The sequence below is a fragment of the Nocardia sp. NPDC004711 genome, from assembly GCF_053601595.1.
In genome coordinates, this window is record NZ_JBSGCB010000027.1 from 1 (window position 1) to 26437 (window position 26437).

A 26437-nucleotide genomic window follows, 5' to 3' on the forward strand; every position below is an offset into this window, starting at 1 on the left:
AATTTCTTTTTCCCCCCCCACATGTGGGGGGGTGTGTTGTGGTGACGTGTTCTGTTCTGGGCCGCAGTCTGGGCCGCGCTGCGGCCCGACCTCGGGTGATTGCTAGTCCAGGTAGTCGCGCACTAGAACCGGGTGGGCGGTGTGCTGGTCCGAGGTCATCGAGGTGACTCACGAGCGTAATCGCACTGAATATCTTTGGCTGACAACCGAAGACGGCTCCGTCGATCAGTAACTTGTTGATTGCACGCTCATGTCGAGCCATGTGGCCAGTGCGCGCCCCAGGTCAACTGGATGCAGGCCGCAGACTATTCATGAGCAGGCCCAGGGCGAACTCGAAGCGGTCGGGTCCGGTGCCGGAGATCAGCTCGGCGGCATGGCGTCGAGTCTGCGGGAATTTCTCGGCAGGCAGTGCGGTGAAGCGGTCCAGCAACTCCTCGTGGCTGAGCACCCATTCCTGATCCTGATGGCGGCGCCGTTGCTGGACCAGTGACTGTTCCAGCGCATAGGCGCTGACGTAGAGGGACAGCGCGTCCCGGGCCCATCCGGCGGTCCTCGGTTCGATGCCGCCCGCGAGCAGGATCGCCAGGATTCCTTCGCCGACCCGCAGCGTTTCCAGGTTGGTCGGCACCATGGCCAGCGCGGCCCGCGAGACTCCGGGGTATTTCAGGTACAGGTCGCGGATCTGCGTGTACACCCCGAGCAACTGCTCACGCCAGGCGTCCGAATTCGGTTCGGGGAGTACGACTTCGGCGTAGAGCCTGCCGATCAGCAAATCGTCGATGTCGTCCTTGTTGACGATGTGCGCGTAGAGCGACGACGGACCGGTGCCGAGCGCGGCGGCGACCCGGCGGATGGTCAGCGCGTCATACCCCTCGGTGGCGACGACCTCCAGGGCGGCGTCGGTGATCCGTTCGACGGTGATGGGCTTCTTGCGTGGTGCCGACACGGCAGCCTCGGCTGCGGGTTGGGCGTGGCGGGCTGCGCGGCGTTGGCGGGGATCGGCGGGCATACCGGCAACTATAGCTTGACACGAACTAAGTTCGTTACATAGAACTTAGATCGTCATGGCGAACTAAGTTCGTATCGTTGTCCAGGAGGTGCGTGATGCGAGTTTCCGTCGTCGGAGCCGGTCTGGGAGGTCTGGCTCTCGCACAGGGTCTGCGTGGTGCCGGGATCGAGGCCGACGTGTTCGAGCGCGACCCGGGGATCGTCGTGCGGTTCCAGGGCTACCGGCTCGTGCTGAATCCGATCGGTTTCCGGGCGGTGCGAAACTGTCTGCCGACGCGCTGGCACCCGCTGCTCGACGAGATCGTCATGGACGCCTCCGCCGAACAGCTGATCCTGGACCCGCAACTGAACGAGATCGGCAGGCTCGGCGCGGGCCGGACCGGCATCGTCGTCGACCGGCAGGTGCTGCGACACCTGTTGCTGACCGATCTCACCGTGCACACCGATGCCGCGCTGACCGGCTACGACGTGCTGGCCGACGGCAAAGTCCGAGCCCGGTTCGCCCGCCGCGACCCGGCCACCACCGACCTGCTCGTCGGCGCGGACGGCGTCACCTCCGCGGTCCGCGGGGTGTTGTCGCCGCACACCACCCCGGCCGACACCGGCGTCCGGTTCGTCATCGGCCGCACCCCGCTGACCGACGAATTCGCAGCCCTGTCCAAGGCTTTCGGCTCGAAGATCGCCGGCGACGGCGTCAGCCTGCTGCTCGGCGCGATGCGCTTCCGTACCCCGCCGAAGCAGGCCGCCGAGCAATTGGCCCCCGAAGTCACGCTGCCCGACATCGGCGACTACGTGCGCTGGGCGATGATCCTGCCGCCGAACAGTTCGCTGGAGGATCTGACCGCGCAGGACGCCGTGCTGTCCAGGATGGAGGGCTGGCACCCGGCGCTGCGCGCGCTGATCGAGCAGGCCGACCCGGACAACAGCACACTGCTCTCGATCCGAGTGGTCAAGCCCGGTGAGCGCTGGGCGTCCGGCCCGGTCACGCTGCTCGGCGACGCGATCCACGCCACCTCTCCGACCGGCGGCAACGGCGCGAACACCGCGCTGCGCGATGCGGACCTGTTGCGCCGCTGCCTGATCGAGGCCGACGAAGGCCGCCGCGATCTGCGTAACGCGGTCGACGACTACGAGCGGCAGATGTTCGAGTACGGCGCCGAAGCCGTCCGCAGCAGCCTCGAGAAACTGCCCGCCTTCGCCCCCGAAGCGAAACTGTCCTGAGGCCGGTGCACGGAAAGCCCATCTGGCACGGGATCGGTTGCCGCGCAGCTCATTCCGTGGTTCGGAGCACTCGACTTCTCGTGGGTATCGACGAATCCAGCGAGCATGGCTATCTCTGGACCGACAAGTTCGTCCAGGTCGGCCGCAGCGTGATGGCCCCGCGCGGAAACTGCGACTTGCAGACCGGCTTCGAAAACATCGGCTGTCGCAGCAACTAATTCTGTTGCTGATATCTAGGACTGAGACCGCTGTGCTCAGGTCCTGATCCGAGTTTGGGCCGCTGAGCTGTAGCTCAGCGGCCCGAACTCGGGTGATCGCTAGTCCAGGTAGTCGCGCAGGACCTGGGAGCGGCTCGGGTGGCGGAGCTTGCTCATGGTCTTGGACTCGATCTGGCGGATGCGTTCGCGGGTGACGCCGTAGACCTGGCCGATTTCGTCCAGGGTTCGGGGCTGGCCATCCGTGAGGCCGAAGCGGAGGCGGACTACGCCGGCCTCGCGTTCGGACAGGGTCTCGAGGACCGATTGGAGCTGGTCCTGGAGGAGGGTGAAGGAGACTGCGTCGACGGCGACGACGGCTTCGGAGTCTTCGATGAAGTCGCCGAGTTGGGAGTCGCCCTCATCACCGATGGTCTGGTCCAGAGAGATGGGCTCGCGCGCGTACTGCTGGATTTCCAGCACCTTCTCGGGCGTGATGTCCATTTCCTTGGCGAGCTCTTCGGGGGTGGGCTCGCGGCCCAGGTCCTGGAGGAGTTCGCGCTGGATGCGGCCGAGCTTGTTGATGACCTCGACCATGTGCACGGGGATGCGGATGGTGCGGGCCTGGTCGGCCATGGCGCGGGTGATGGCCTGGCGGATCCACCACGTCGCGTAGGTCGAGAACTTGTAACCCTTGGTGTAGTCGAACTTCTCGACCGCGCGGATCAGACCGAGGTTGCCCTCCTGGATCAGGTCCAGGAACGCCATGCCGCGGCCGGTGTAGCGCTTGGCGAGCGACACGACCAGTCGCAGGTTGGCTTCCAGCAGGTGGTTCTTGGCGCGGTTGCCGTCGCGCATGATCCACTGGAAGTCGCGGCGCGACTGCACCGGCAGCTTCTCGCCCTTCTCGGCGAACTCGCGCATCTTCTCCGTGGCGTAGAGGCCGGCCTCGATCCGCTTGGCGAGCTCGACCTCCTCCTCGGCGTTGAGCAGCGCGACCTTACCGATCTGCTTGAGGTAGGCGCGGACCGAGTCGGCGGAGGCGGTGAGCTCGGCATCCTTGCGGGCCTGGCGCAGCGCCTCGGATTCCTCTTCGTCCCAGACGAAGTCACCGGAGGCCTTGTCCTTCTCCGAGGGCTCGTCGGCCTCTTCGGCCTCCTCGGCGGCGGGAGCGGCCGGGCCGGCCTCCTGCTCCTCGTCCTCTTCGACCTCGTCGACCAGGTCGTCCTCGTCGAGGTCGTCCTCGTCGATCTCGATGTCACCCAGGTCGTCGTCGAGTTCCAGCGAGTCGTCGTCGATGACCTCGTCGCCCTCAGCGCCTTCGGCGCCGGGCTCCGCGGCCTTCTTCGGCGAGGCCTTCTTCGCCGCCGTCTTCTTGGCGGTGGCCTTCGTCGCCTTCTTGGCCGCGGTCTTCTTGGCCGCGGTCTTCTTCGCCGCGACCTTCTTGGCCGGGGCCTTCTTCGCGGCAGCCTTCTTGACCGGCCGTGCTTCAGTGGTGTCTGCTGAATCAGCGGCCTCGGCCGATTCGGCGGTCTCTCGGGTATTCGTGGCTACCACGTACGCCCTTTCGTGACGGTCTCGTGCGGCGTCACGCCAGAGTGGTGATCCGGCGGAGCGGTTCTGTCGGGGGGTAAACCGGCTCTCGTGCCGGTGTCGGTTTCCGGCCTACCGCCGGGCATGTGTTCCATTGTAACGATCGAACCAGCTTACTTACGGTGCGATCCCGGCTGACACCGCCATGGCTGCTCCGACGATGCCCGCGGTGTTGCGCAGTACGGCAGGTACCACGGGGGTTCTGTTGGTGAGCAACGGAATCCACTCCTGGTGGTCGCGGCTGATGCCGCCGCCCGCGACGAACACGTTCGGCCAGAACAGGTTTTCCAAGGTGACCAGCACCTTGCTGACCTCCCGCGCCCACTCCGGGTAGGACATGCCGACCCGATCCTTGACCGAGGCGGCGGCCCGGTGCTCGGCCTCGCGGCCGTCGACCTCCATGTGCCCGAGCTCGCTGTTGGGCACGAGCACGCCGTTGTACATCATGGCCGATCCGATACCGGTGCCGAAGGTGAGCAGCATGACCAACCCGTCGAGATCCTTTGCCGCGCCGTACCGGTCCTCGGCCATGCCCGCCGCGTCGGCGTCGTTGAGGACGGTCACGTCGCGGCCGCCCAGCGCCAGCGAGAACAGGTGCCGGGCGTCGATGCCGATCCAGGTCGGGTCGATATTGGCGGCCGTGCGGATCTGCCCGTGCAGCACCACGCTCGGCATGGTGATGCCGACCGGGCCCTCCCAACCGGACTGGGCGACGAGTTTGGCGACTGACTCGGCGACCGCGTTCGGAGTGGCCGGATGCGGCGTCGCGATCTTGATGCGCTCGTAGACCAGCTCGCCGGTCGCGAGATCGACCTCGGCGCCCTTCACACCGCTGCCGCCGATATCGATGCCGAACGCGCGTCCGGGATCGGACATGGACCACTCCTCGTTTTCCTGGGATGCCGGCGAGTCGAAGCCACCGGCCGATGACCGCTCGATCGACCTCCGCCTTGTGTCGTGCACGACAAGCCTAATGCGCCGGATGCCGGATCTGTGCTGCGATGGTGCTCGTGCCGGAATCGAATTTCACTTCCACTGTCCCCGCCGCCGCCACGACCACCGACACGTCCGATATCGCCGAACTGCGCCGCGTCGCGGTGTATCTGGCCGAGACCGCCGCCGCGCACGTCCGCGCGCGCCGGCCGCAGGTCTTCGGACCGGGCACGCACGAGCAGGACGCCGTGCAGTCCAAGAGCACCCCCACCGACCCCGTCACCATCGTCGACACCGAGACCGAGCAGCTGGTCCGCAAACTGGTCGCCGAACTGCGCCCCGGCGACCGCGTGGTCGGCGAGGAGGACGGCGGCGCCCTGGCCGACGACCCGGATCTGGTGCACTGGGTCGTCGATCCCATCGACGGCACCGTCAACTTCGTCTACGGCATCCCGTCCTACTCGGTGTCGGTGGGCGCGGTGCGCGGCGGCCGTCCCGTCGCGGGCGCGGTCGCCGATGTCGCGCACGCGGTCACCTACAGCGCCGGGCTCGGCCTGGGTGCGCACCGTGCTGATTCCAGCGTGGACGGCACCGCCCCGGGGGGTGCGCCGATCGCCTTGCGCGCCAACCGGGTCGACGCGGTGTCCATGGCGCTGGTGGCCACCGGCTTCGCCTACGCCACCGAGCGCCGGATCCGTCAGGGTGAGCTGGTGGCGCAGGTGCTGCCGCACATTCGCGACATCCGCCGCTTCGGCTCGGCGGCGCTGGACCTGTGCGCCGTGGCCGAGGGCCGCACCGACGCCTACTACGAGCACGGCCTGAACCTGTGGGACTGGGCGGCGGGCGCGCTGATCGCGACCGAGGCGGGCGCACGCCTGATCCTGCCGCCCGGACCCGACTCGCCGGGCACCGCAGGCGATTTGGTGTCCGCCGCCGCCCCCGGCATCGCTGACGAACTGTTCGGTCTGTTCAGGCGTCTGGATGTCACCACCCCTATCCCAGTGCCGTGACAGCGGGCTGGACGACCACCGGGCCCGGCTGACCGCCGGTCCGGACCGGGCAAAACGAATCGCCGCGATCGAAGGATCGCGGCGATTCGTGTTATCCGGTTCATTTTTGGTTGCGCCGGTTGGAGTCTCGCGCCGGGTCTGCCGGTCAGAGCATGCACCCCGCGAAAGAGATTCTCAGCACTTCGCGTGCCGCGCGGCCTCCAGCAGCTTCGGGTCGATGGCCGGCGCGGTGCCGGGCGTCGGGTTCTTCAGCGACTTCAGCACCTCCTCGGCATCGGTGTCGGGCCGGATATCGCGGAACAGCGAGCCCAGCACCATGTCCACGGTGTCGTCCTGGCGCTGATCCTCGATGAGCTCGGCGCACGGCGCCACCAGCTGCACGGACGCCGCCGCGGGCCGGCCCTTCACGCCGAAACGGATCTGCCCGGTGCATTCGAGGTCGCCGTTCACGTACACCGGATCGTTACCGATCTGGACGTCCGGTGCACTGGCGAAACCGAGGTCACCCAGCTCGGAGGCGACGTGCGCGGCCTGACCGCGCTGGCCGTTGGCATTGAACACGCGCACCTTCGACTGGGCGAGGGCCGCGGGCTCCACATCCCGCAATCGCGACGCCCCCACTCGCTCGCCGAGGGGGGCGGGCTGGGCCGCGGTCGTGCTCGAGGCGGGGCTGGGGGAGTTGCAGGCCATCGCACCCTGGTCACCCTCGCTCGTGGTCAGCGCCTTGAACCACACGCCGACGCAGATGAGAGCGATGATGCCCACCATGGCCGCCCAGGGCTGCCAGCGCCGCCGGATGAAGGACCGTCCGTCCGGATCGGTCGAGTTACCTTGGGTGATCAGTGAAACCACGCCCACACTCTACGAAAACGTCGCGGTTGTCGTGTGAACGGCCACGGCAAGTCGGCCGCTGGGTGTGGCGGGGAGGTCTCGGAGGATGCCAGGAAGATCTCGAAGAGTTCCCTTGTCGGTGACGATTACCCCTCAGTTTCAACTCGCAGGGGTTTTGATTGCGACTTTTGTCCCGGGGTCCGCTATTGTCTGGCGGCCCAGATCGTACAGCCCGGGTGAAACTGGGGTTCGATTTCGGGAACAACAAGGGCATGTCCTGCGTTGACCGAGCGCGATCCGGTGCGGATGAGGAGTATCCGGCTCGGATCTGTGACCGGTGTACGCGTGACGTACACCACGGGCGGGGCGGCATCCCACCCGATCCGGCTCCTGCCAGGAGCCGGTCAGGAGGGTGCCGGTCCGGGATATACGGAGTAAGGACGAGGGGAAGACGACATGGCAACCGACTATGACGCACCGCGGCGCAATGAATCCGACGACGTGTCGGAGGACTCGCTGGAGGAGCTGAAGGCTCGCCGCAACGAAGCCGCGTCCGCCGTCGTGGATATCGACGAATCCGATACCGCGGAATCGTTCGAGCTTCCCGGCGCGGACCTTTCCGAGGAAGTGCTCTCGGTCCGGGTCATCCCGAAGCAGGCGGACGAATTCACATGTTCGAGCTGCTTCCTGGTGCACCACCGCAGCCGACTGGCCACCGAGTCCGGCGGTCAGCTGATCTGCATGGACTGCGCCGCGTAAGGCACGGTCCCGGAGCGCAATCCGTCAGCCCGCGCTCGGTCCGCCGAGCGCGGACCGGACGGGGCTGCGCGGAAAGTCCCCTGTGCGAAGCAGGGCGGAAAGTCCGCTTCGCAGCGGGGCGCGGAATCTCGATGAATCAGGACTGCTCGGCCGCGTTCTTCAGGCCGAGCGCGGTGATGATGCGTTCCGGATGACGCGTACTGACCAGCCAGTACGGCGTCGGATCGTCCGGATCATCGAGCACGAGCAACACCATGGGCCCGATCCAGGCCCGATGCTGGACGAACGCGGCGGGGTCGAGCTGTCGGCCCAGCGCCGCGCTTTTCGCACTGGTCGGCACCGGTGCGGCGCGCTTGACGAAGGTCGCGGGCAGGTGCGCGCGATCGGTGCGCAGTTCCGGCACACCGGCGTCGTCGGGGGCCACTTCCACGCGATGGCGGGAGAACCACAGCAGCACCCAGACGGGCACCGGGAACAGCAGCACGTACGGCAGCCACGCCCGCACTCCCGGTGCGCCCATGTGGATTTCGGCTGCCAGCAGCCCCGTCACGACGAGCGCGACGGGCCACCACCACAGCGGCACCCAGAGGCGCTCGGTGTAGAGGGGCTCGGTCTGCTGTTTGGGATCCATGGTCACCTGAGGGGGCTGGTCGGACACGACCTCAGACTAGGTCAATGACCGAGAGGGGGAACGCGTAGGCTCGGCCTACGTGACCGGTATTCCACCTATTCCCCTGCTGCGGCTCGATCCCGGCATCCCCGTACCGACGCGTGCCCACGAGGGCGACGCCGGCGTGGACCTGTGCACCACCGAGGACGTCATCATCGAACCGGGGGAGCGGGTGCTCGTCGGCACCGGCATCGCGGTGGCGCTCCCGATCGGCACGGTCGGGCTGATCCATCCGCGCTCGGGCCTGGCGGCGAAGGCGGGACTGTCGGTTGTCAATACCCCCGGCACGGTCGATGCGGGCTACCGCGGTGAGATCAAGGTGTGCCTGATCAATCACGATCCGCGCACGGCCATCGAGCTCCGGCGGGGTGACCGCATCGCGCAGTTGCTGGTGCAGAAGGTCGAATTGGTGGACTTCGTCGAGGTCGAGGCGCTCGACGACACCGCGCGCGGCGCAGGAGGATACGGATCCAGCGGTGGGCACGCCAGCCTGTCCGCGCGGTCCGGTGGGGCGGGTCAGGCGACCGGCAAGGAGGCATGACGATGGTGTTCGGACGCAAGAAGAACAAGGGCGGCGACAGAGACGACGCGTCGCAGTACGACGACGAGTACACCGAGTACGACGAGTACGAGGGCGCGGACGAGTACGACGAGACCGGCTACGCGGCAGACGAATTCGAGGAGTTCGACGAGCCCGCCGCCCGCGGCCCGGAGACCGGTCCCTACGACTACGAGGACGTCGCCGACCGGCTCGAGTCGATCGCCGAGCAGCGCCTGGATCTGGGCTCGGTCATCGTGCCGGTGCCGCCGGGCGGGCAGCTGCAGGTCGAGATGACCCCCGAAGGCGCGCCGCAGGCGGTGCATCTGGCCACCCAGCACGGCCGGATCACGGTGGCGGCCTACGCCGCTCCCAAGACCTCGGGCCAATGGCGTTCGGTGGCAGCCGATCTGGCCGAGACGCTGCGCAAGGACGGCGCGCAGGTGTCGGTGGTGCAGGGTCCGTGGGGTCGTGAGCTGCACGCCGTGACCCAGGGCGCGGATCTGCGCTTCATCGGCGTGGACGGCTACCGCTGGATGGTGCGCCTGGTCGCGGCTGGTCCGACCGGCGCGGCCGACGAGAACACCCCGCTGGTGGCCGCGGCTCGCGCGGTCATGAGCGAGACCGTGGTGCGCCGCGGGGACGAGCCGCTGCCGGTGCGTGAACCGCTGCCGGTGGTCCTACCCCAGGAGCTGGCCGACCAGCTCGCCGCCGCCCACCAGCAGCAGCTGGCCGCCCAGCAGCAGGCCATGCAGGCCCAGATGGCCGCCATGCAGGGCGGCCCGGCCTTCCAGCCCGAGCAGGCGCCCACCGAACCGCGTCGCGGCGCGGAGGGCTCGGCCATGCAGCAGCTCGGCCTGAACTGACCGGACGGTCCGGACCGGTCGGCCCGGATTCGGCTGCACGACAAGCGAAACGGGGCTCCGCCACTGCGGCGGAGCCCCGTTTCGCTCTCGGCGCGATGAAGGTGCGCAGCGCGGCCACCGGGCTGTCGTGAGCGCGACCCGCCGCAGTCACGGACGGGCGTCGTGGCGGGGACGGATTCCGGTCAGGGGGTGGGGATGCGGCGGGGGAGCAGGGCGTTGATGCCCCGGGCGCCGAGGACCGACGGGTCCGCGCCCAGCTCGTCGAGGGTGATCGAGTGCAGGGTGGCGTGCGGGAGCAGCGTGGCCCAGCGTTCGGCCACGACGAACGGGTGGACGGGGTCGTCGATCGCGCCGATGACCTCGACGGGGGCGGTGACGGCGGCCAGGACCTCGGGTTCGGGCCAGCGGTAGGCGGCGGCCTCTTCCAGAGCGGCGGGCAGTTCGGGCCACTGGGAGGTCCAGGAGCGAGTGAGGGCCTCGGCCAGCCAGGCGGGGCTGGATTCGCGCATGCGGGTCAGGACGGCGTCGAGGCCGTCGGCGCGCAGCTGGGCGGCGGTGGCGGCGGCGCTCAGGGCGGCAGGGCAGCCGGTGGTGTCGGCGCCGGTCCAGGCGGGCAGGGCGGCGACCACGCCGTGCACCGAATCCGGGTGATGCGCGGCCCAGTCGACGGCGACGGCCGCACCCAGCGAGATGCCCGCGATCAGCACCGGGCCCGAGCGCGCGGCGGCGTCCAGGGCGCTGCGGTAGCTGTCGATCACCCCGCGCGGGTCCGGGTCGACCGCGAGGAACGGCAGATCCAGTGCGGCGCAAGCAGATCCGAAGGCGCGGCGGGCGAAATGGGCGTCGGAGCCGGTTCCGGGCAGGGCGACGGCGACCGCCGGACGTCGTAGATCGGGCACCGATCGAGAGTACTGGTGACCGGCGTGCGTGGCGGGTGCAGGCCGTCCCATCTACAGTGGCGGAGGTACGGCCACGGGCGGCCGGATGGCAAACCGCCGGGCGCCGTGGAAGGAACGAACGACGTGAGACCCACGCCGTCGAGCTCTACAGGAGAGCGTGCGAGATGCCATCCGCGGGTGGGAAGGACACCCCGTCGGGCTATTTCCGGCGGCTCAGCCGGCGCCTGACAGAGGACCTGGATCGTTTGGATGCCGAGGAGCTCGCCGAGACGTCGGAGGCGTCGGGCGCGTGCCGGGCATCGGAGTGCCGGCGCGGTGAGGAAGTCACCATGCTGGGCCGGCTCCGCAGTGTCGAGGCCTGTCCCAAATCGGCGGGCGCCGAGGTGGAAGCCGAGTTCTTCGACGGCACCGACAGCGTGGCGCTGGTGTTCATCGGGCGGCGTCGCATCCCGGGAATCGAACCGGGTCGTCGTATCCTGGTGCGCGGCCGGGTCGGCGAACGCGACGGCGGCAAGGTCATCTACAACCCCTACTACGAACTCCGCGGGAACTCCTGACACTCATGCCTAACCCCACCAGCAACGGCGACCAGGGCCGTGATCGCACCGAGTCCTTCGGCGCGCCAGCCCCGTTCGATCCGCCCACGGTCCAGCTCAATGCCGTCTCGGGCGACGAACCGCCACTGCGCATGGACCACGCGCTGCTGGACGAGGACATGCAGGCGCTGGTCGACGCCGAGCGCGCGGCCCGGGACGCCGGCGACGACGAGGGCGAGCAGGAACCCGAGCAGACGCTGCTCGAGCAGATGGGCGGTCTCAGCGGCCTGATCTACTCCTCGCTGCCGGTGCTGGTGTTCGTGCCGGTGAACTCGCTGCGCGGGCTGACCGCCGCCATCTGGGCGTCGCTGGGCGTGGCCGCGGCGATCCTGGTGTGGCGCCTGGTGCGTCGCGGTCCGATCCAGCCGGCCATCTCGGGCTTCCTCGGGGTGGGCGTGTGCGCGTTCATCGCCTACCGGATGGGTGAGGCCAAGGGCTTCTTCCTGTTCGGCATCTACGCCAGCCTGGTCTACGGCGGTGTGTTCCTGATGTCGCTGGTGGTGCGCTGGCCGTTGGCGGGCGTGATCTGGGGTGCGCTCAACGGGCACGGCACCGAGTGGCGTTCGGACAAGCGCGTCATGCGGCTCTACGACATCGCGACCGCGGTGTGGGCGTTGGTGTTCGTGGCCCGCTACCTGGTGCAGAACCACCTCTACGACGCCAACAGCACCGGTCTGCTGGCCGTGGCGCGCATCGCCATGGGCTGGCCGCTGACCGCCGTGGCGGCGCTGGTGACCTTCTGGGCGGTGCGCAAGGCGGGCCATCTGCCCTCCTCGTCCGCCAAAGCCCCGGAATCCGCGGGCTAGACAACCGCCCGATCGGGCCCTTATCGCGCTAAATGTCGAGGGCGCAACACCTTCGGAGCCATTGGGGGACGGAAGGGGGTGACCAACCCACCCCTGGGGTACCTATTTCGGCGGGCTCCCGGCGAGCACGATCTTTCTCAGAAGCTCTCAGCAGCTCATCGGAGAAAGGATCGCGGAGTTGGTTACCGACGGCAAGGCAGTGGCAGCGCAGGACCGGGGCGAGGGGCTCGGGACCGCGGTGCAGACGGCAGCCTCGCGCCGGCACCCGGCGGGGCGGGGAGGCAAAGCGGGAAGTGTGGCGTCGTCGGAGTCCCGGCGCGCCGCAGCGGAATTGGAGACGCTGATCGGCCCGGCCGCCGCCGGTGACCGGGCAGCGGTCTCGGAGATTCTCAAGATCGTGTATCCGCTGGTGCGCCGCTACTGCGCGGCGCGCATGGGCGGCGCGGGTCACCTGCACGTGACCGCGGACGATGTGGCGCAGGAGGTCTGTCTGGCGACGGTGCAGGCCATCCCGCGCTACCGGGATCAGGGCAAGTCGTTCCTGGCTTTCGTCTACGGCATCTCGGCGAACAAGGTGGCCGACGCGTTCCGGCGGGCGCAGCTGCACCCGGCCTACCCGGTCGCGGAGTTCCCGGACGCGCCGATGAACGAGGCGGGACCCGAGGAGCGGGCGCTGGCGATGGAAACCCGCCGGGCGGCACGCGATCTCATGCAGGTGCTGTCCTCGACCCACCGTGAGGTGCTGGTCATGCGAATCGTGCTGGGGTGGACGGCGGCGGAGACCGCCGAGGCCATCGGCACCAGCCCGGGCGTGGTGCGGGTCATGCAGCATCGCGCGCTGAACCGGCTGCGCGCCGAACTGCGGGTGGCGTCCTGACGGTTCGGTGCGGTCAACGGCGAGTGGGCCGGGCGCAGGGGGTGCGCCCGGCCCACTGTTGTGTCCGGATCCGTGGTCGGCGCGCGGTCAGGCCGGGGCGTCGCCCGTGCTGTTGAAACTGTTGACGCCGAGCGCTTTGCGCAGCTCGTCCTCGGCTTCGACGGAGGCGACGAACAGCAGCTCGTCCTCGCCTTCGAGGGGGTCGTCGGCCTGCGGGACGATGACGCGGCCGCCGCGCAGGATGGTGACCAGGGCGGCGTCGCGGGGCAGGGCGAGGGTGCGAACGGCCTTGCCCGCCAAGGGGGTGTCGGTGGGCAGGGTGATCTCGACCAGGTTGGCCTGACCCTGGCGCAGTGTCATCAGCCGGACCAGGTCGCCCACCGAGACGGCCTCCTCGACCAGTGAGGCGAGCAGCCGCGGGGTGGAGACGGCGACGTCCACCCCCCAAGACGAGTCGAACAGCCACTCGTTGCGGGGGTCGTTGACGCGGGCCACCACGCGCCCCACGCCGAACTCGGTCTTGGCCAGCAGGCTGAACACCAGGTTCACCTTGTCGTCGCCGGTGGCGGCGATGACCACGTCGTAGGTTTCCAGGCCGGCCTCCTCGAGGGTTTCGAGTTCGCAGGCGTCGGCGTGGGTCCAGACCGCGGTGGGCGCGCTGGTCGGGTCGATGTGGTCGAGGCGGCGTTCCAGCAGCATGACCTGGTGGCCGCCACGCAGGAGTTCCTGGGCGATGGAGCGGCCGACGGCTCCGGCGCCGGCGATGGCTACCTTCATGCTCGGGCTTCTTTCACGATCAGTCTTCGCTAGCGGGGGGATTCGCGGCGAGTGCGACGGCCTCGCCGACGGTGCCGGAGGTGGCGGCGACATAGACCAGGTCGTCGGCCTGCAGCATGGACTTGCCATTGGGCAGTACGCCCTGTCCGAAGCGGATGATGAAGGCCACCCGGGCGCCGATGGCGTCCTCGAGCGACTGCACCGAACGCCCGTACCAGTTCTCGTGCAGGACGAGTTCGGTGACCGCGACGGTGCCGGTCGGGTCGCGCCAGGTGGTGGTCGACTGGTCGGCGACCAGGGCGCGCAGGAAGCGGTCGGTGGTCCAGGGCACGGTGGCGATGGTGGGGATGCCCAGGCGCTCGTACACGGCGGCGCGCTTGGCGTCGTAGATGCGGGCCACCACGCGTTCCACGCCGAAGGTCTCGCGGGCCACGCGGGCGGAGATGATGTTGGAGTTGTCGCCGGAGGACACCGCGGCGAAGGCGCCGGCGCGCTCGATTCCGGCGCGGGTCAAGACATCTCGATCGAAACCGACGCCGGTGATGCACGCACCGGGGAAGTCGCGGCCCAGACGCAGGAAGGCGCTCGAGTTCTGATCGATCACCGCGACCTCGTGGCCGATGCGGACGAGGGCACGAGCGAGCGAGGAGCCGACCCGCCCACACCCCATGATCACGACGTACACCGTACGAACCCCATTCCCGAAAACCGTGGTGTGCGGTCTGGTTGCTTGCTCGGGTCGCAACCGTACCGTTCGAGTTTCACTGCGGGCACTTTCCCCCTCCGGAAGGCGTTCAAACCGGAATCGGGAAAACCTCACAACCCGCATCCGCCACCCTACGACTGCGAGGTCGCGCCCCGAACACGGTCACTCGCGCACTGCCTTATGCTGCCTGGAGTGTCGAAGTTGACGACGGCCGCCAAGCGCATGCTGGTCGGCCGCCCATTCCGCAGCGATTCTCTCGGGCATACGCTGCTGCCCAAGCGGATCGCGCTCCCGGTGTTCGCCTCGGACGCGTTGTCCTCGGTGGCATACGCGCCCGAGGAGATCTTCCTGGTGCTGTCGGTGGCCGGACTGTCGGCCTACGCCTACGCGCCGTGGCTCGGTCTGGCGGTCGCGCTGGTGATGGCCGTGGTGGTTGCCAGCTACCGCCAGAACGTGCACGCCTACCCGTCCGGCGGCGGCGACTACGAGGTCGCGACGAAGAACCTCGGCCCCACCGCGGGATTGACCGTCGGCAGCGCGCTGCTGGTGGACTACGTGCTCACGGTGGCGGTGTCGATTTCGTCGGCGGCCTCCAATATCGGGTCGGCGGTGCCGTTCGTCGCCACCCACAAGGTGTTGTTCGCGGTCTCGGCGATCGTGATCCTCACCGCAATCAATCTGCGCGGTGTGCGGGAATCCGGTACGGCCTTCGCGATCCCCACCTACGCCTTCATGATCGGCATGTTCATCATGCTCATCTGGGGCTTCACCCGGCTCGGCCTGGGGCAGACCGTGCACGCCGAGTCGTACGGCTTCGGCTTGAAGGCCGAGGACGAGCATCTGTTCGGGCTGGCGTTCGTGTTCCTCCTCGCCCGCGCGTTCTCCTCCGGTTGCGCGGCGCTGACCGGTGTCGAGGCGATCAGCAATGGCGTGCCCGCGTTCCGCAAACCCAAGTCCCGCAATGCCGCGACCACTCTGTTGCTGCTCGGCTGCATCGCAGTGACGCTTTTCATGGGCATGATCGTGCTCACTCAGAAGGTCGGCATCGTGTACGCGCACAACACCGACGACCTGATCGGCGCACCCGCCGGATACGAGCAGAAGACGCTGGTGGCGCAGCTGGCGGGCGCGGTGTTCTCCGGATTCCAGCCCGGCTTCTACTTCATCACCATCGTCACCGCGCTGATCCTGGTGCTGGCGGCCAATACCGCCTTCAACGGCTTCCCGGTGCTGGGTTCGATTCTGGCGCAGGACCGTTTCCTGCCGCGGCAGCTGCACACCCGCGGTGATCGGCTGGCGTTCAGCAACGGCATCCTGTTCCTGGCGGGCGCGGCCATCGCCTTCGTGGTGCTGTTCGGCGCGGAGGTGACGCGCCTGATCCAGCTCTACATCGTGGGCGTGTTCGTGTCGTTCGTGCTGAGTCAGACCGGCATGCTGCGGCACTGGACGCGACTGCTGCGCACCGAGACCGATCCGGCGGTGCGGGCGCGGATGAAGCGGTCGCGGGTGATCAACGCGATCGGTCTCACCATGACCGCGACCGTGCTGCTGATCGTGCTGGTCACCAAGTTCCTGGCGGGCGCGTGGATCGCCATCGTCACCATGGCGGCCATCTTCGGGCTGATGAAACTCATTCGCCGCCACTACGACACGGTGTCGCGAGAGCTGGACGAGTCCGAATGGGACGGCGTGCTGCCCAGTCGCACGCACTCGATCGTGCTGGTGTCCAAGCTGCACCTGCCCACCAAGCGCGCCCTGGCCTACGCCCGCGCCACCCGGCCCGACACGCTCGAGGCCATCACGGTGAACGTCGACGAGCCCGACACCCGGGCGCTGGTGCGGGAGTGGGAGCACAGCGATATCGTGGTGCCGCTCAAGGTGATCGAGTCCCCGTACCGTGAGATCACCAAGCCGGTGGTGGATTACGTGAAGCGGGTCCGCAAGGACTCCCCGCGCGACGTGGTGACCGTGTTCATCCCGGAATACGTGGTCGGCCACTGGTGGGAGCAGTTGCTGCACAACCAGAGTGCGCTGCGGCTGAAGGGCCGGCTGCTGTTCGAGCCCGGCGTCATGGTGACCAGCGTGCCCTGGCAGCTGTCGTCCTCGGCGGGCCGGGCCCGTCCCGGCCGGGTGGTCAATGCCCCCGGTTCGGTGCGTCGCGGATTCGGAGACGAGGCATGAGCGCCGGATCCGATTGGTACGGAGAGGTCTTCGAGGTCCGCCTGGGCCCGCCCGGCCACGGCGGCTTCTGTGTGGCCCGTCACGAGGGCCGCGTGCTGTTCGTCCGCCACGGCCTGCCCGGTGAACTGGTCCGCGCTCTCGTCACCGAGGACCGCGGTGGCTCCTTCTGCCGCGCCGACGCCATCGAGATCCTCGACGCCTCGCCCGACCGCATTCCCGCCACCTGCCCGGTCTCCGGCCCGGGCGGTGCCGGCTGCTGCGACTTCACCTTCGCCACCCCCGCGGCCCAGCGCGAACTCAAACGCCAGGTCGTCGCCGAGCAGCTGCGCCGCCTCGCCGACTGGGAACCGGACTTCGCCGTCGAACCGATCCCGGCACCGCCCGGATTGGCGATCGGTGTAGCACCAGGAACCTCGCTCGGTGCACCGATCCCGGAGCCCGGCCATCCCGGGCGGCTCGGCAGCGTGACGACCGACCTCGGCTCGACTCTGCTCGGCGGTCCCGCCGAGCCCGCCGCGACGGCCCCGCGCCCGACCCCTGGCACGAGCGTCCCGCCGGGTCGAATCGGCGGGGTGTCGACGCCCTCTGCGCGCGCGCTCATCGCCCGCCCCGGTGCCGGGGAAACGGCGCAGGGCGGCGAGCCTTCGGTGGGGTCGTATACCGCCGGATGGCGGAGCCGGGTGCGGCTGGTGGTGGACGCGGAGGGGCGGGCCGGGGTGCACCGGTATCGGAGCACCGAGGTGATCGCGGATCTGCGGTGCCCGCAGCCGGTGGCGGGGGCCATGGTGGGGATCGGCGAGCGGGTGTGGACGCCCGGGGCGGATCTCGTTGTGGTCGTGGATGGGGACGGGGTGCGGCATGTCGTCGAACTGGCTCCGGCCGGGGCGGCGGCGGGCGGTCCGCGCGGGCGTCGTGAAAGAGGCGGTGGGGCAGGGGATTCCGGTCGGCCTGGCGGGGGTGATCGGCGCAGCACCGCCGCGCGGCGAGCGGCGGCGCACAGTGCGCGGACCGAGCGCGTGGTGGATGGCAGTGGCCGGGCGGTGCAGTACGTGGGCGAGCGGCGGTGGGAGCTGTCGGCGACCGGGTTCTGGCAGCCGCATTACGGTGCGGCGCAGTGCTATTCGGATGTGGTGGCGGAGTGGGCGGACTGCGCACCCGGGGCGCTGGTCTGGGACCTGTACTGCGGCGTGGGCGTGTTCGCCGCGCGGCTGGCGGAGCAGGTCGGTGTGACCGGAATGGTGCACGGTGTCGAGTTCGCGCGCACCGCGGTCGCCGAAGGGCGTGCCGCGCTACGGGATCTGCCGTGGGTGGACCTGACCGTCGAGCGCGTCGAGCGGTGGATTCACGAACAGCGGGATACCGCACCGGACGTCGTCGTGCTCGACCCGCCGCGCGCGGGCGCGGGCAAGGACGTGATCAATGCGCTGAGCGAGCGTTCGCCGCGGCGCATCATCCACATCGGTTGCGACCCCGCCGCTTTCGCCCGGGACATCGGTCTCTACCGCGCCGCCGGCTACCAGCCGGTGGACCTGCGCGTCTTCGACGCTTTCCCCGGCACCCACCACGTGGAGTGCATCGCGGTCCTGGAACGCTGACCAGGTCCTGCGAGATCGGGGAGCTGTCCCTGCGGAATGTCGCCCGATGCTCCGCGCCGACAGCTCCCCGATCTTGGTGTGGCGCGTCGGGGTCGCGGGGGATGGGTTGGGGCGCGGGCGGTTTGGGGGTGCGCCAAGATGTTGCCCATGACTACGTTGTCGGATCCGACTGTGGCGTCGGTGGTGGAGCTGATCTATGGGGATCAGTCGCGGTTCCACTCGCTCGAGGCATTGCTGCTGGGGGTGGATCTCAAGCGGCCGGAGTACGGCGTCGAGTTGTGGGTGAACGCCGACAGCTACTGGGGGCGGTTGGTGACGCCGGTGTACGGCGCGCGGCTGGCGGCGCTGGGCGGGAACGCGGAGGCGGATCGGGCACTGCTGGATCTGGTCGAGGTGACGGTGGCGCGGTTCCTGCAGGGAGAGTCCTTGGCGCGCAAGAGCCTTCCGGGGTGGATGCCGGCGCTGCGCACGGCGCTGCTCGAGGACGGGTACCGGATGAAGATCGACCGGGTGAACGGTGCGGGGCCGGAGGCGAGCGTGCGATGTCGCCTGAAACCCACGGCGTGGCTGCCGGTGCGGCTGGCCGAGCGGGTGGCGCTGCTGGCGACCGAGCTCGAGGTGCGCGGCCAGCAGACGGCGCTGGATCACCTGCGGCACGCGGTGAAACACTATGAGCGGGGCCGGTTCCCGGCGTGTGAGAAGCGGCTGCGGTCGGCGTTGCAGCAGGTGACGGCGTACGCGGCCGGGACCGGTGATCCGGACGGCGGTCGCAATGTGCGGCACCTGGTGGACATCGGCCGCCTCACCATCGCGCAGGGCACGCGGCTGCTGCACGATCTGCGCGGGATGGTCGTCGAGGACCCGTTCCCGCATCGAACCCGGGCGGACGCCACCCGGTTTCGCATTCAGCTCACCGCCGTGCGCGCGGGTTCCCTGCTGGCGCAGGTCGAGCTCTGAGGCTCAGGCCAGCTGCCAGGTGATTCGGACGCTGGTGGACAGTTCGCTCTCGCCGAGCTCCACCGGCACCGCGCCGCCGGGAGCGGCCATCTTGCTGGCGGCGAACGCGATTCGCGGCGTGGGCGCGGGACCGGAGACGTCCTCGGTGATCTCGAGCACCGGTCCCAGCCGGCGGCCCGCCCGGAACACGTACTGTTCGGCCTTGCCCAGCGCGTGGTCCCAGGCGGCGTCGCGGGCGCGGACCATGAGGCTCTCCTCGTCGGCGACGGTCAGCGTCAGCCCGCCCAGGCGCACATCGTCGCCGCCCGCGTCGACCGCGTGCGCGATGATCGCGGCGGGCCCGCCGTCGGCGGCGGGTTTCGCCTCCCCGCCGGGTCCGGCGATCTCGCGCAGCGTGACCGTCAGCGCGGTGCCGGCGATATAGCCGACCAGCTGCTCCCGATTCCCTTCGGTCCATACGGTTTCCGCGCGCACCGTGAGCCCGCTGGTCGTGATGTCGCGACCCGCCACGCCGTTCGCGCGCAGCGACGAGATCATCGCGTCGGCGCGTTCCCCGGCCCGCGCGTAGGCGGCGGCCACGGTGTCGGCGCGCGTCTCGACCGAGATCGACACCCGCATGATGTCCGGCGTGGCACTGGCACTGCCCGAGCCGACGATCGTGATCGTGCCGGTGGCGTTCTCGCTGGTCACGGATTCCTCCTCGATCGATGCGGGCACAACCCAGCCGATGCTACCGAGCGCCGCCGACCACCTGCCGCCACCGCGTCGACGACGGGTGCCGCGATTCAGCCGACCGGTTGCCCGGTTCCGGTCGCCTGGTCGAGGGTCGCGGCGAGCGAGCGGGCGCCGGTGGCGATCTCGCTCGCCGCGGCCAGCTCCAGCCGGATCTCCAGATCCGGTGCGGCGGCCGGGCCGTCGTGATGGGTGAGGCCGGATTCGGTGATCACGTAGTGGAAGGCGGTTTCGCCGATGCGGACCGTGACGGTGCCGGCGGGCACCAGCTCGGCCACGGCATGTCCGAGGGGGAGTGCGAACCAGTGCGCTCGTACGGCATCGGTCGCGCGCTGTTCGCCGAGTTGTGCCGCGCCCCAGGCCGACAGCGAGTCCAGCACCGGTCGCAGTGCCGCGCCGGAGTCGGTGAGCTCGTAGACCGCGGTTCCGGCGCGGGGGCCGACGCGGCGCTTGGTGAGAATCCCATCACGCTCGAGATCCTTGAGCCGGGCGGCCAGCACATCGGTGCTGATGCCGGGCAGGTCGGCGAACAGATCGCTGTATCGGCGCGGGCCCGAACACAATTCGCGGACCACCAGCAGGTTCCACCGGTCGCCGACGATGTCGAGGGCGCGGCTGACGGTGCAGTAGTGGTCGTAGCTTCGGCGTCTCACGATCCCACTCTAACCCCCAGCTTGGAAATACCAAGTGCAAACTTGGAATTTCCAAGTAGAGTGTGCGGCAACCACACCGAGAAGAGGTCGTTTGATGCAGGTGAAGCAGTCGAGCAAGCTGGCGGGCGTGTCCTACGAGATCCGCGGGCCGGTCGCCGAGCACGCCGCACGGCTGGAGGCGGAAGGGCATCACGTCGTGAAGCTCAACACCGGCAACCCGCTGACCTTCGGCTTCGAGGCGCCCGCCGAACTGCTTCAGGACATGGTCCGCAATCTGCCGCAGTCCAGCGGCTACTCCGCCTCCAAGGGCCTGCTCTCGGCGCGGCGCGCGGTGGTGCAGTACTACCAGACCCTCGGACTCTCCGAGGTCGACGTCGAACAGGTCTTCCTGGGCAACGGCGTCTCCGAGCTCATCATGATGGCCATGACCGCGCTGCTGGAGAACGGTGACGAAGTCCTGGTTCCCGCACCGGATTTCCCGCTCTGGACCGCCGCCACCGCGCTCAACGGCGGCCGGCCCGTGCACTACATCTGTGACGAGGGCTCGGACTGGATGCCCGATCTGGCCGATATCGAGTCCAAGATCACCGACCGCACCCGGGCGCTGGTCATCATCAACCCGAACAACCCCACGGGCGCGGTGTATTCGCCCGAGGTGGTGCGCCAGATGCTGGAGATCGCGCGCCGCCACAACCTGGTGGTGTTCTCCGACGAGATCTACGACAAGATCCTCTACGACGGCCTGGCCCACACCGCGACCGCCGCGCTGGCCCCGGATCTGTTGTGCCTCACCTTCTCCGGGCTCTCCAAGTCCTACCGCGCCGCCGGCTTCCGCGGTGGCTGGCTGGTGGTATCGGGCCCGATCGAGCACGCCGAGAACTACCTCGAGGGCCTGACCATGCTGGCGGGTCTCCGGTTGTGCGCGAATGTCCCTGCGCAGCAGGCGATTCAGGCCGCGCTCGGCGGACACCAGAGCATCTACGACCTCACCCTGCCCGGCGGCCGCCTGCGCGAGCAGCGCGACCGCGCGTGGGAGGCGCTCAACGCCATCCCGGGCATCTCGTGCGTGAAGCCCCGGGGCGCGCTGTACGCCTTCCCGCGCATCGACCTCGACATGTACCGGATCCACGACGACGAGCAGTTCGTGCTGGATCTGCTGCTGCGCGAGAAGATCCACATCGTGCAGGGCACCGGCTTCAATTGGCCGCGCCCCGACCACTTCCGGATCGTGACGCTGCCGCACGCCGATGAGCTCGAGGCCATCATCGAGCGCATCGGACGTTTCCTGGCGACCTACAAGCAGTAGGTCTCAGACCGGGCGGCCCGCCGTCATCCCGCCGTCGACGACGAACTCGGCGCCATTGCAATAGCTGGATTCGTGGCTGGCGAGGAACACCACGAGCGCCGTGACCTCTTCGGGCACACCGAGGCGGGCCAGGGTGTTCGCGTCGCGATCGGTGGTCGTGCCCTCGGGCACGCCGATCATGGGCGTCATGATCCCGCCCGGGTGAACGGAATTCACCCGTACCCCGTGCGGGGCGAGTTCGAGCGCCGCGGACTTGGTGAGCCCGCGCACCCCGAATTTCGAGGCGGTGTAGGCGTGCGCGCCCGGCACGCCCTGGATCCCCGCAGCGGAGGAGATGTTCACCACCGCCGCGGGCCTGGCCGCCACCAGGGCGTCGCGGGCGGCGGTCAGGCCGAGGAAGGGGCCGGTGAGGTTGATGGACAGGGCCCGCTGCCACTGCTCTTCGGTGTAGGTGCCGAGCGGCCCGAAGTCGAGGATGCCGGCATTGTTGACCAGCACGTCGAGCTTGCCGAAGCGTTCGACCGCGGTGTCCACGGCCGTGCGCCAGTCCTCGGCCCTGGCGACATCGAGGTGGACGTACGCCGCGGCGTCGCCGAGTTCGGCGGCCAGTTTCGCGCCCGCCTCGTCGGAGATGTCGCCGATGAGCACCGAGGCGCCCTCGGCCACGAATGCCCGCGCGTGCGAGGCGCCCATTCCCGATGCCGCGCCGCTGATCAGCGCTACGCGCCCGTCGAGCCGTCCACTCATGCTCGGTGCCTTCCGTCGAGATCGATGATGGTCCGCTCCGGCCGGAACACGCAGCGGGTGGTGGTGTAGATGGTGGGCATGCACTTGTTGCAGTGCACGCAGGCCGACCGGGTGGCCGCGTCGGACTGGATGCGCTGCAACAGATTCGGCTCGCGCAGCAGTGCCCGGCCCATGGCGACGAACTCGAATCCCTCGGTCATGGCCAGGTTCATGGTGTCGAGATTGGTGATGCCGCCCAGCAGGATCAGCGGCATGGACAGTTCGCGGCGGAACTGGCGGGCCCGCTCCAGCAGGTACGCCTCGTGGTAGGGGTACTCCTTGAGGAAGGCACGCCCGACCAGTTTGAAACCCATGCGCGCCGGGCCGGGCAGCACCTCGGCGAACTCCTTGCGCGGTGCGTCGCCGTGGAACAGCAGCATGGGGTTGAGAAGTGAACTGCCCGCGGTCAATTCGAGGGCGTCGAGCGCGCCGTCGGCCTCCAGCCAGGCGGCTACCTGGATGCTCTCCGGGACCGTGAGCCCGCCGCGGCGGCCGTCCTCCATGTTCAGTTTGGCGGTCACCGCCAGCCGGTCGCCCACGGCATCCCTGACCGCGCAGGCGATTTCGCGTGCGAGCCGGGCCCGGTTGGCGAGCGTACCGCCCCACTTGTCGTGGCGGCGGTTGAGCAGCGGGCTCAGGAACGAGCTCACCAGATAATTGTGGCCGAAATGGATTTCGACCGCGTCGAATCCGGCCTGCTCGGCCAGCAGCGCCGCATTCGCGTGTGCCGCAATGAGTTCGCGGATCTCGGAGTCGCCGGGCACGTGCATGGCCTGCATGCTCAGCGGGCTGAACATACGGCTCGGCGCGAGCGCGGGGGCGCGGTTGGAGGCGGCGTTGGCGACCGGACCGGCGTGCCCGATCTGGGCGCTGGCGGCCGCGCCCTCGGCGTGCACGGCGTCGGTCAGCTCACGCAGTCCGGGAACGGCTTCGGGCCGCATCCAGATCTGGTGCCGATCGGTGCGGCCGCCCGGCGCGACCGCGCAGTAGGCGACGGTGGTCATGCCCACCCCGCCCGCGGCGACCTCGCGGTGGAAGTCGATGAGCTCGGGGGTGACCAGCGCGTCGGGGGTGCGTCCCTCGAAGGTGGCGGCCTTGATCACCCGGTTGCGCAGGGTGATCGGGCCGAGTTTCGCCGGTGCGAAGATCTCGTTCATGGTTGTTCTCCCGGTGCAGTGAGTCCGGCCACCACGAAGTTCCGCAGGGCCGTCAACGCCGGTTCGGGCATCCCGTGATCCTCGATCTCGGGAGCGCCGAACCGCATGATGATCAGGTCGAAGGCCAGCATCCAGCGCCGTCGCGCCTCGCCGGCCCCCAGTTCGGGCAGCAGCGGGGTCCAGGAATCCATCCGGAACCACGGCCCCTGCCACGAGGTCTGATGCCGGCCCAGCACGAAGCGGGCCAGCAGCCGAAGATGCAGGCGCCCCAGCGGATCCGCGGCCAGCTCCTGGAACGGCGCGAGGATGGTGTCCACCACCGCGGGCACCGAATCCCGCCCGCCCGTGGCCCGGTCCAGCCCCTCCTCCCACAGCGGCCCGAGCCTGGCCTCGATGAGGGCGGCGACCAGCGCCTCCTTGGATCCGAAGTGGTAGTGCACCGCCGCGGGATTGGCGCCCGCCGCCGCGCACACGGCGCGTACCGATACCTCGTCATAGGGCTCGGTCAGCAGTAGCTGCTCGGCCGCAGCCAGCAGCCGTTCCCGCGTTCCCGCGGACACCTTCTCGACCATGGCAAGCAGTGAAACACGGTTCAATCAGTAATTCAATCATTGATTGAAAATTGCCGTTGTGGGCGTGGTCTGCGTTGTGGGCCTGGTCTATTGGACGTGGCGGCGGCACCATCGCGCCGGGCAGCAGTGCGCGATCACTCGCTCTGCGACCAGGCCGCGACCGGCAGGGTCAGATAGACGCCGATATGGGCGTCGACGAACTTCTCGATATCGGCGAGCAGCTGGTCACAGCGCTCCTGCCGGTTCTCGGCCCGGCTCGCGAAGTACTTCGACCGGACCTCGATGACCACATCCATCCCCGAGCGATCGAACTTGCCCAGTGGATGGAAGCGGATCTCGACATCCCCCGGCTGCAGGTCGCCGTCGTAGGGCTCCTCCGGGCATTCGACGGCGAGGGACACCAGGTGCGGCAGCCATTTGCCCAGCTCACGCAGCACGGTCTCGGGAAGCTCCGGCTTGTAGGTCACCTCGACGAGGGGCATCCGGCCAGTGTATTAGCCGAGGCAAGGACCATCGGGGCCCGGCGGCGGTACGCGCTAGCGGGCGGGGAGGGCGCGGCCGATGATCTCCTCGATGACCGCGCTCTTGGCGTTGGCGTAGTGCTGGACGTACTTCCACTGTCGTTGCGCCAGTTCGCGTTTGGTCCGTTCGTAGTGGGCGCGGTCGGCCGCGTGGGTGCGGAGCCGATCACGGAAGGCGAGGACTCGCTCGATCTCGGTGTCGCCGAGGCCGGGGGAGAACACGTGGAGGTTGACGTCGTGCGGCGCACCGTCTTCCACGCGGCGGACCAGGCAGCGGTGTTCGTGCCAGTCGGGTTCGCGTACGCGCAGGGTGTATCCGGCGGCTTCCAGGGCGGACACGTAGGCCGGTTCGTCGGCGGTGTCCGCGACCACGAGCAGGATGTCGATGACCGGCTTGGCGGCGAGGCCGGGCACCGAGGTGGAACCGGTGTGCTCGAGCCGTAAGACCTTCGCCCCCAAGGCCGCTCGGATCGCCCGGGCGTCGTCGGCGTACCAGGACGGCCAGTCGGGGTCGGGTTCCTCGAGGATCACCGGCACCGCGTGGGGCGTCAGCTCGCCGACGAACGCGGCGGAGATCTCGTCGTCGTCCATGATGGCCACGACCTGAGCCTAATCGGTGCGGGTCAGGAGGTACGGAGACTGGCGATCATCTGCGCGGCCCGGTCGGCGGTGAGTTCGCCCTGGGTGCCGCGGTCGGCCAGGACGGCCAGCACCAGCAGCGCCTTGTTCGGGCCGGCGAACGCGAAGGTGTAGATCGAGTAGCTGGTCGTGGTGCAGCCCGGCGCGCCCGGCTGCCAGCTGCCGGAGGTCTCGACCTGCTGGCCGGTGATGCCGCTGGCGGTGGTGACCGCGGCCGGCGCGCCCTGGTTGCCGCCGGTCGCGTCCGAATAGCCGCTCTCCGCCGAGATTCTCGCCACCTTGACGGCCGCGGCGGCGGGATCGCTGCCGTCCACGTGGGCGACGAAGGCGAGGGTCCGATACGCCGAGCCCGCGCAGTAGTCGTTGCCCTCGGTGGACTTGGCGTGCCCGATGACCGAGCCGTCGGTCCCGGTCTGCACGGTGATATCGGTGGGCTCGGCGATCGTCCACCCGGCGGGCACGTCGTAGCTGATACCCAGTGCCGGGGCGACCACGGTGGTGCTGCCGGGCTTGGGTGCGCCGGACCGGGACGGCCCGGTGGCGGACGGCCCGCCCGAGGGCGCGGCGGTGGTGCCGGGCGCGGCGGTGGTGCCGCTGCCGGCGGAGTCCCGGGTCAGCGCGTACGCCGCGATACCGCCGCCGGCCAGCACGATGACCGCGGCCAGCGCGGCGAGGATCAGCAGGGTGCGACGGGGCCCGCCGCCGGGTGCGGATGGCGACGCGTAGCCCGGAATCGGTTGCTGCCCCGCATAATTCGGGACGGAATGCTGACCGGTGACGTACGGGTGCTGCTGTCCGGTGACGTACTGGGGCTGCTGGCCGGTGATGTACTGCGGAGGCGCGAGCTGGTACCCCGGGGGCAGTTGCGCGGCAAAGCCCGGATACTCGGTCGGCTGCGGTGCCTCGCCCTGGTAACCCCAGTCCTGTTGTCCCGCATCGGGATAACCCCAACCATGAGGCCCGCCGTGGGGGTTCGCCCAGTGATCATTGTTGTCGGTCACGTGTTTTCACCCTCCGGCCGCACCGAGCCGCCTCGGCTTGGTCGAAGCCCGAC

The 26437-nt window shown here is 69.2% G+C and carries 28 protein-coding genes and 1 pseudogene; 13 read left to right on the forward strand and 16 right to left on the reverse strand.

Features of this window, described 5'->3' with window-relative positions; genetic code table 11:
• Window positions 1–283: 283 nt before the first annotated feature.
• Window positions 284–1009 carry a TetR/AcrR family transcriptional regulator gene (locus tag ACWEKS_RS26430; RefSeq protein ID WP_452342561.1) on the reverse strand — a complete coding sequence of 242 codons (726 nt, stop codon included), beginning with the start codon at window positions 1007–1009 and terminating at the stop codon, window positions 284–286.
• 95 nt (window positions 1010–1104) lie between these two features.
• Here ACWEKS_RS26430 and ACWEKS_RS26435 point away from each other — a divergent pair, with 95 nt between their 5' ends.
• Complete coding sequence (locus tag ACWEKS_RS26435) at window positions 1105–2229, forward strand: FAD-dependent oxidoreductase (RefSeq protein WP_452342562.1); 1125 nt, start codon at window positions 1105–1107, stop codon at window positions 2227–2229.
• Between the two features lie 80 nt (window positions 2230–2309).
• Window positions 2310–2447, forward strand: a complete 138-nt coding sequence (locus ACWEKS_RS26440; RefSeq protein ID WP_452342563.1) for a hypothetical protein — start codon at window positions 2310–2312, stop codon at window positions 2445–2447.
• Between the two features lie 99 nt (window positions 2448–2546).
• Here the strand turns inward: ACWEKS_RS26440 and ACWEKS_RS26445 are convergent.
• Both ACWEKS_RS26445 and ppgK read right to left on the reverse strand, forming a co-directional pair.
• Window positions 2547–4067 (reverse strand): annotated as a pseudogene (locus ACWEKS_RS26445) (RNA polymerase sigma factor); the annotation flags it as partial.
• A 66-nt stretch (window positions 4068–4133) separates the two neighbouring features.
• The gene (ppgK, locus tag ACWEKS_RS26450; protein WP_452342564.1) at window positions 4134–4892 is read right to left on the reverse strand and encodes a polyphosphate--glucose phosphotransferase; all 759 of its coding nucleotides are present in this window, start codon (window positions 4890–4892) and stop codon (window positions 4134–4136) included.
• A 125-nt stretch (window positions 4893–5017) separates the two neighbouring features.
• Here ppgK and ACWEKS_RS26455 point away from each other — a divergent pair, with 125 nt between their 5' ends.
• Window positions 5018–5959: an inositol monophosphatase family protein gene (locus ACWEKS_RS26455; protein WP_452342565.1), complete on the forward strand. Its 942-nt coding sequence runs from the start codon at window positions 5018–5020 to the stop codon at window positions 5957–5959.
• A gap of 174 nt (window positions 5960–6133) precedes the next feature.
• On the opposite strand, the gene cei is transcribed toward ACWEKS_RS26455, so the two are convergent.
• Window positions 6134–6811: an envelope integrity protein Cei gene (gene cei / locus ACWEKS_RS26460; protein WP_452342566.1), complete on the reverse strand. Its 678-nt coding sequence runs from the start codon at window positions 6809–6811 to the stop codon at window positions 6134–6136.
• 435 nt (window positions 6812–7246) lie between these two features.
• On the opposite strand from cei, the gene ACWEKS_RS26465 reads away from it, so the two are divergent.
• A complete protein-coding gene (locus tag ACWEKS_RS26465; RefSeq protein ID WP_364618887.1) occupies window positions 7247–7549 on the forward strand; it encodes a DUF4193 domain-containing protein in 303 nt (100 codons plus the stop codon).
• Window positions 7550–7685: 136 nt separating this feature from the next.
• Here the strand turns inward: ACWEKS_RS26465 and ACWEKS_RS26470 are convergent, their stop codons facing one another.
• Window positions 7686–8180 (reverse strand): DUF3093 domain-containing protein, encoded by a 495-nt coding sequence (locus ACWEKS_RS26470; protein ID WP_379385930.1) that lies wholly within the window; start codon window positions 8178–8180, stop codon window positions 7686–7688.
• 79 nt (window positions 8181–8259) lie between these two features.
• Between ACWEKS_RS26470 and dut the strand changes: the two genes are divergently transcribed.
• Window positions 8260–8760, forward strand: coding sequence for a dUTP diphosphatase (gene dut / locus ACWEKS_RS26475; RefSeq protein WP_328290080.1), 501 nt, complete (start codon window positions 8260–8262; stop codon window positions 8758–8760).
• Between the two features lie 5 nt (window positions 8761–8765).
• Complete coding sequence (locus tag ACWEKS_RS26480) at window positions 8766–9623, forward strand: DUF3710 domain-containing protein (RefSeq protein WP_452342660.1); 858 nt, start codon at window positions 8766–8768, stop codon at window positions 9621–9623.
• A 182-nt stretch (window positions 9624–9805) separates the two neighbouring features.
• Here the strand turns inward: ACWEKS_RS26480 and ACWEKS_RS26485 are convergent, their stop codons facing one another.
• The gene (locus tag ACWEKS_RS26485; protein ID WP_452342567.1) at window positions 9806–10522 is read right to left on the reverse strand and encodes an alpha/beta fold hydrolase; all 717 of its coding nucleotides are present in this window, start codon (window positions 10520–10522) and stop codon (window positions 9806–9808) included.
• A gap of 164 nt (window positions 10523–10686) precedes the next feature.
• On the opposite strand from ACWEKS_RS26485, the gene ACWEKS_RS26490 reads away from it, so the two are divergent.
• The 3 genes from ACWEKS_RS26490 to ACWEKS_RS26500 all read left to right on the forward strand — a co-directional run bounded on the left by ACWEKS_RS26490 (window position 10687) and on the right by ACWEKS_RS26500 (window position 12801).
• Window positions 10687–11079, forward strand: a complete 393-nt coding sequence (locus ACWEKS_RS26490) for an OB-fold nucleic acid binding domain-containing protein (protein WP_379362240.1) — start codon at window positions 10687–10689, stop codon at window positions 11077–11079.
• Between the two features lie 248 nt (window positions 11080–11327).
• Complete coding sequence (locus ACWEKS_RS26495; RefSeq protein ID WP_452342661.1) at window positions 11328–11924, forward strand: DUF3159 domain-containing protein; 597 nt, start codon at window positions 11328–11330, stop codon at window positions 11922–11924.
• Between the two features lie 295 nt (window positions 11925–12219).
• Window positions 12220–12801, forward strand: coding sequence for a sigma-70 family RNA polymerase sigma factor (locus ACWEKS_RS26500; RefSeq protein WP_452342662.1), 582 nt, complete (start codon window positions 12220–12222; stop codon window positions 12799–12801).
• 87 nt (window positions 12802–12888) lie between these two features.
• Here the strand turns inward: ACWEKS_RS26500 and ACWEKS_RS26505 are convergent, their stop codons facing one another.
• Window positions 12889–13578: a potassium channel family protein gene (locus ACWEKS_RS26505; protein ID WP_452342568.1), complete on the reverse strand. Its 690-nt coding sequence runs from the start codon at window positions 13576–13578 to the stop codon at window positions 12889–12891.
• Between the two features lie 19 nt (window positions 13579–13597).
• Window positions 13598–14263 (reverse strand): potassium channel family protein, encoded by a 666-nt coding sequence (locus ACWEKS_RS26510; protein WP_452342569.1) that lies wholly within the window; start codon window positions 14261–14263, stop codon window positions 13598–13600.
• A 213-nt stretch (window positions 14264–14476) separates the two neighbouring features.
• On the opposite strand from ACWEKS_RS26510, the gene ACWEKS_RS26515 reads away from it, so the two are divergent.
• The 3 genes from ACWEKS_RS26515 to ACWEKS_RS26525 all read left to right on the forward strand — a co-directional run bounded on the left by ACWEKS_RS26515 (window position 14477) and on the right by ACWEKS_RS26525 (window position 19017).
• Entirely contained in the window at window positions 14477–16465 is a 1989-nt protein-coding gene (locus ACWEKS_RS26515) for an APC family permease (protein WP_452342570.1), read from the forward strand.
• On the forward strand, window positions 16462–18060 hold the full coding sequence (locus ACWEKS_RS26520; RefSeq protein ID WP_452342571.1) for a TRAM domain-containing protein: 1599 nt from the start codon (window positions 16462–16464) through the stop codon (window positions 18058–18060). The genes ACWEKS_RS26515 and ACWEKS_RS26520 overlap by 4 nt, the downstream gene beginning before the upstream one ends.
• Before the next feature lie 147 nt (window positions 18061–18207).
• Window positions 18208–19017 carry a hypothetical protein gene (locus tag ACWEKS_RS26525; protein WP_452342572.1) on the forward strand — a complete coding sequence of 270 codons (810 nt, stop codon included), beginning with the start codon at window positions 18208–18210 and terminating at the stop codon, window positions 19015–19017.
• Between the two features lie 3 nt (window positions 19018–19020).
• Here the strand turns inward: ACWEKS_RS26525 and ACWEKS_RS26530 are convergent, their stop codons facing one another.
• Together ACWEKS_RS26530 and ACWEKS_RS26535 are read right to left on the reverse strand one after the other, a co-directional pair.
• Entirely contained in the window at window positions 19021–19707 is a 687-nt protein-coding gene (locus tag ACWEKS_RS26530; protein WP_452342573.1) for an SIMPL domain-containing protein, read from the reverse strand.
• A gap of 95 nt (window positions 19708–19802) precedes the next feature.
• Window positions 19803–20402: a winged helix-turn-helix transcriptional regulator gene (locus tag ACWEKS_RS26535; protein WP_452342574.1), complete on the reverse strand. Its 600-nt coding sequence runs from the start codon at window positions 20400–20402 to the stop codon at window positions 19803–19805.
• A gap of 94 nt (window positions 20403–20496) precedes the next feature.
• Between ACWEKS_RS26535 and ACWEKS_RS26540 the strand changes: the two genes are divergently transcribed.
• On the forward strand, window positions 20497–21708 hold the full coding sequence (locus ACWEKS_RS26540) for a pyridoxal phosphate-dependent aminotransferase (protein WP_452342575.1): 1212 nt from the start codon (window positions 20497–20499) through the stop codon (window positions 21706–21708).
• 3 nt (window positions 21709–21711) lie between these two features.
• On the opposite strand, the gene ACWEKS_RS26545 is transcribed toward ACWEKS_RS26540, so the two are convergent.
• The 6 genes from ACWEKS_RS26545 to ACWEKS_RS26570 all read right to left on the reverse strand — a co-directional run bounded on the left by ACWEKS_RS26545 (window position 21712) and on the right by ACWEKS_RS26570 (window position 26384).
• The gene (locus ACWEKS_RS26545; protein ID WP_452342576.1) at window positions 21712–22455 is read right to left on the reverse strand and encodes a glucose 1-dehydrogenase; all 744 of its coding nucleotides are present in this window, start codon (window positions 22453–22455) and stop codon (window positions 21712–21714) included.
• A complete protein-coding gene (locus ACWEKS_RS26550; RefSeq protein WP_452342577.1) occupies window positions 22452–23651 on the reverse strand; it encodes an NADH:flavin oxidoreductase in 1200 nt (399 codons plus the stop codon). The genes ACWEKS_RS26545 and ACWEKS_RS26550 overlap by 4 nt, the downstream gene beginning before the upstream one ends.
• The gene (locus ACWEKS_RS26555) at window positions 23648–24223 is read right to left on the reverse strand and encodes a TetR/AcrR family transcriptional regulator (RefSeq protein ID WP_452342578.1); all 576 of its coding nucleotides are present in this window, start codon (window positions 24221–24223) and stop codon (window positions 23648–23650) included. Before ACWEKS_RS26555 ends, ACWEKS_RS26550 begins: the two co-directional genes overlap by 4 nt.
• Before the next feature lie 134 nt (window positions 24224–24357).
• Window positions 24358–24705 carry a hypothetical protein gene (locus tag ACWEKS_RS26560; protein WP_354836864.1) on the reverse strand — a complete coding sequence of 116 codons (348 nt, stop codon included), beginning with the start codon at window positions 24703–24705 and terminating at the stop codon, window positions 24358–24360.
• Window positions 24706–24759: 54 nt separating this feature from the next.
• On the reverse strand, window positions 24760–25335 hold the full coding sequence (locus tag ACWEKS_RS26565) for a GrpB family protein (RefSeq protein ID WP_452342663.1): 576 nt from the start codon (window positions 25333–25335) through the stop codon (window positions 24760–24762).
• Window positions 25336–25367: 32 nt separating this feature from the next.
• A complete protein-coding gene (locus ACWEKS_RS26570) occupies window positions 25368–26384 on the reverse strand; it encodes a hypothetical protein (protein WP_452342579.1) in 1017 nt (338 codons plus the stop codon).
• Window positions 26385–26437: the final 53 nt, after the last annotated feature.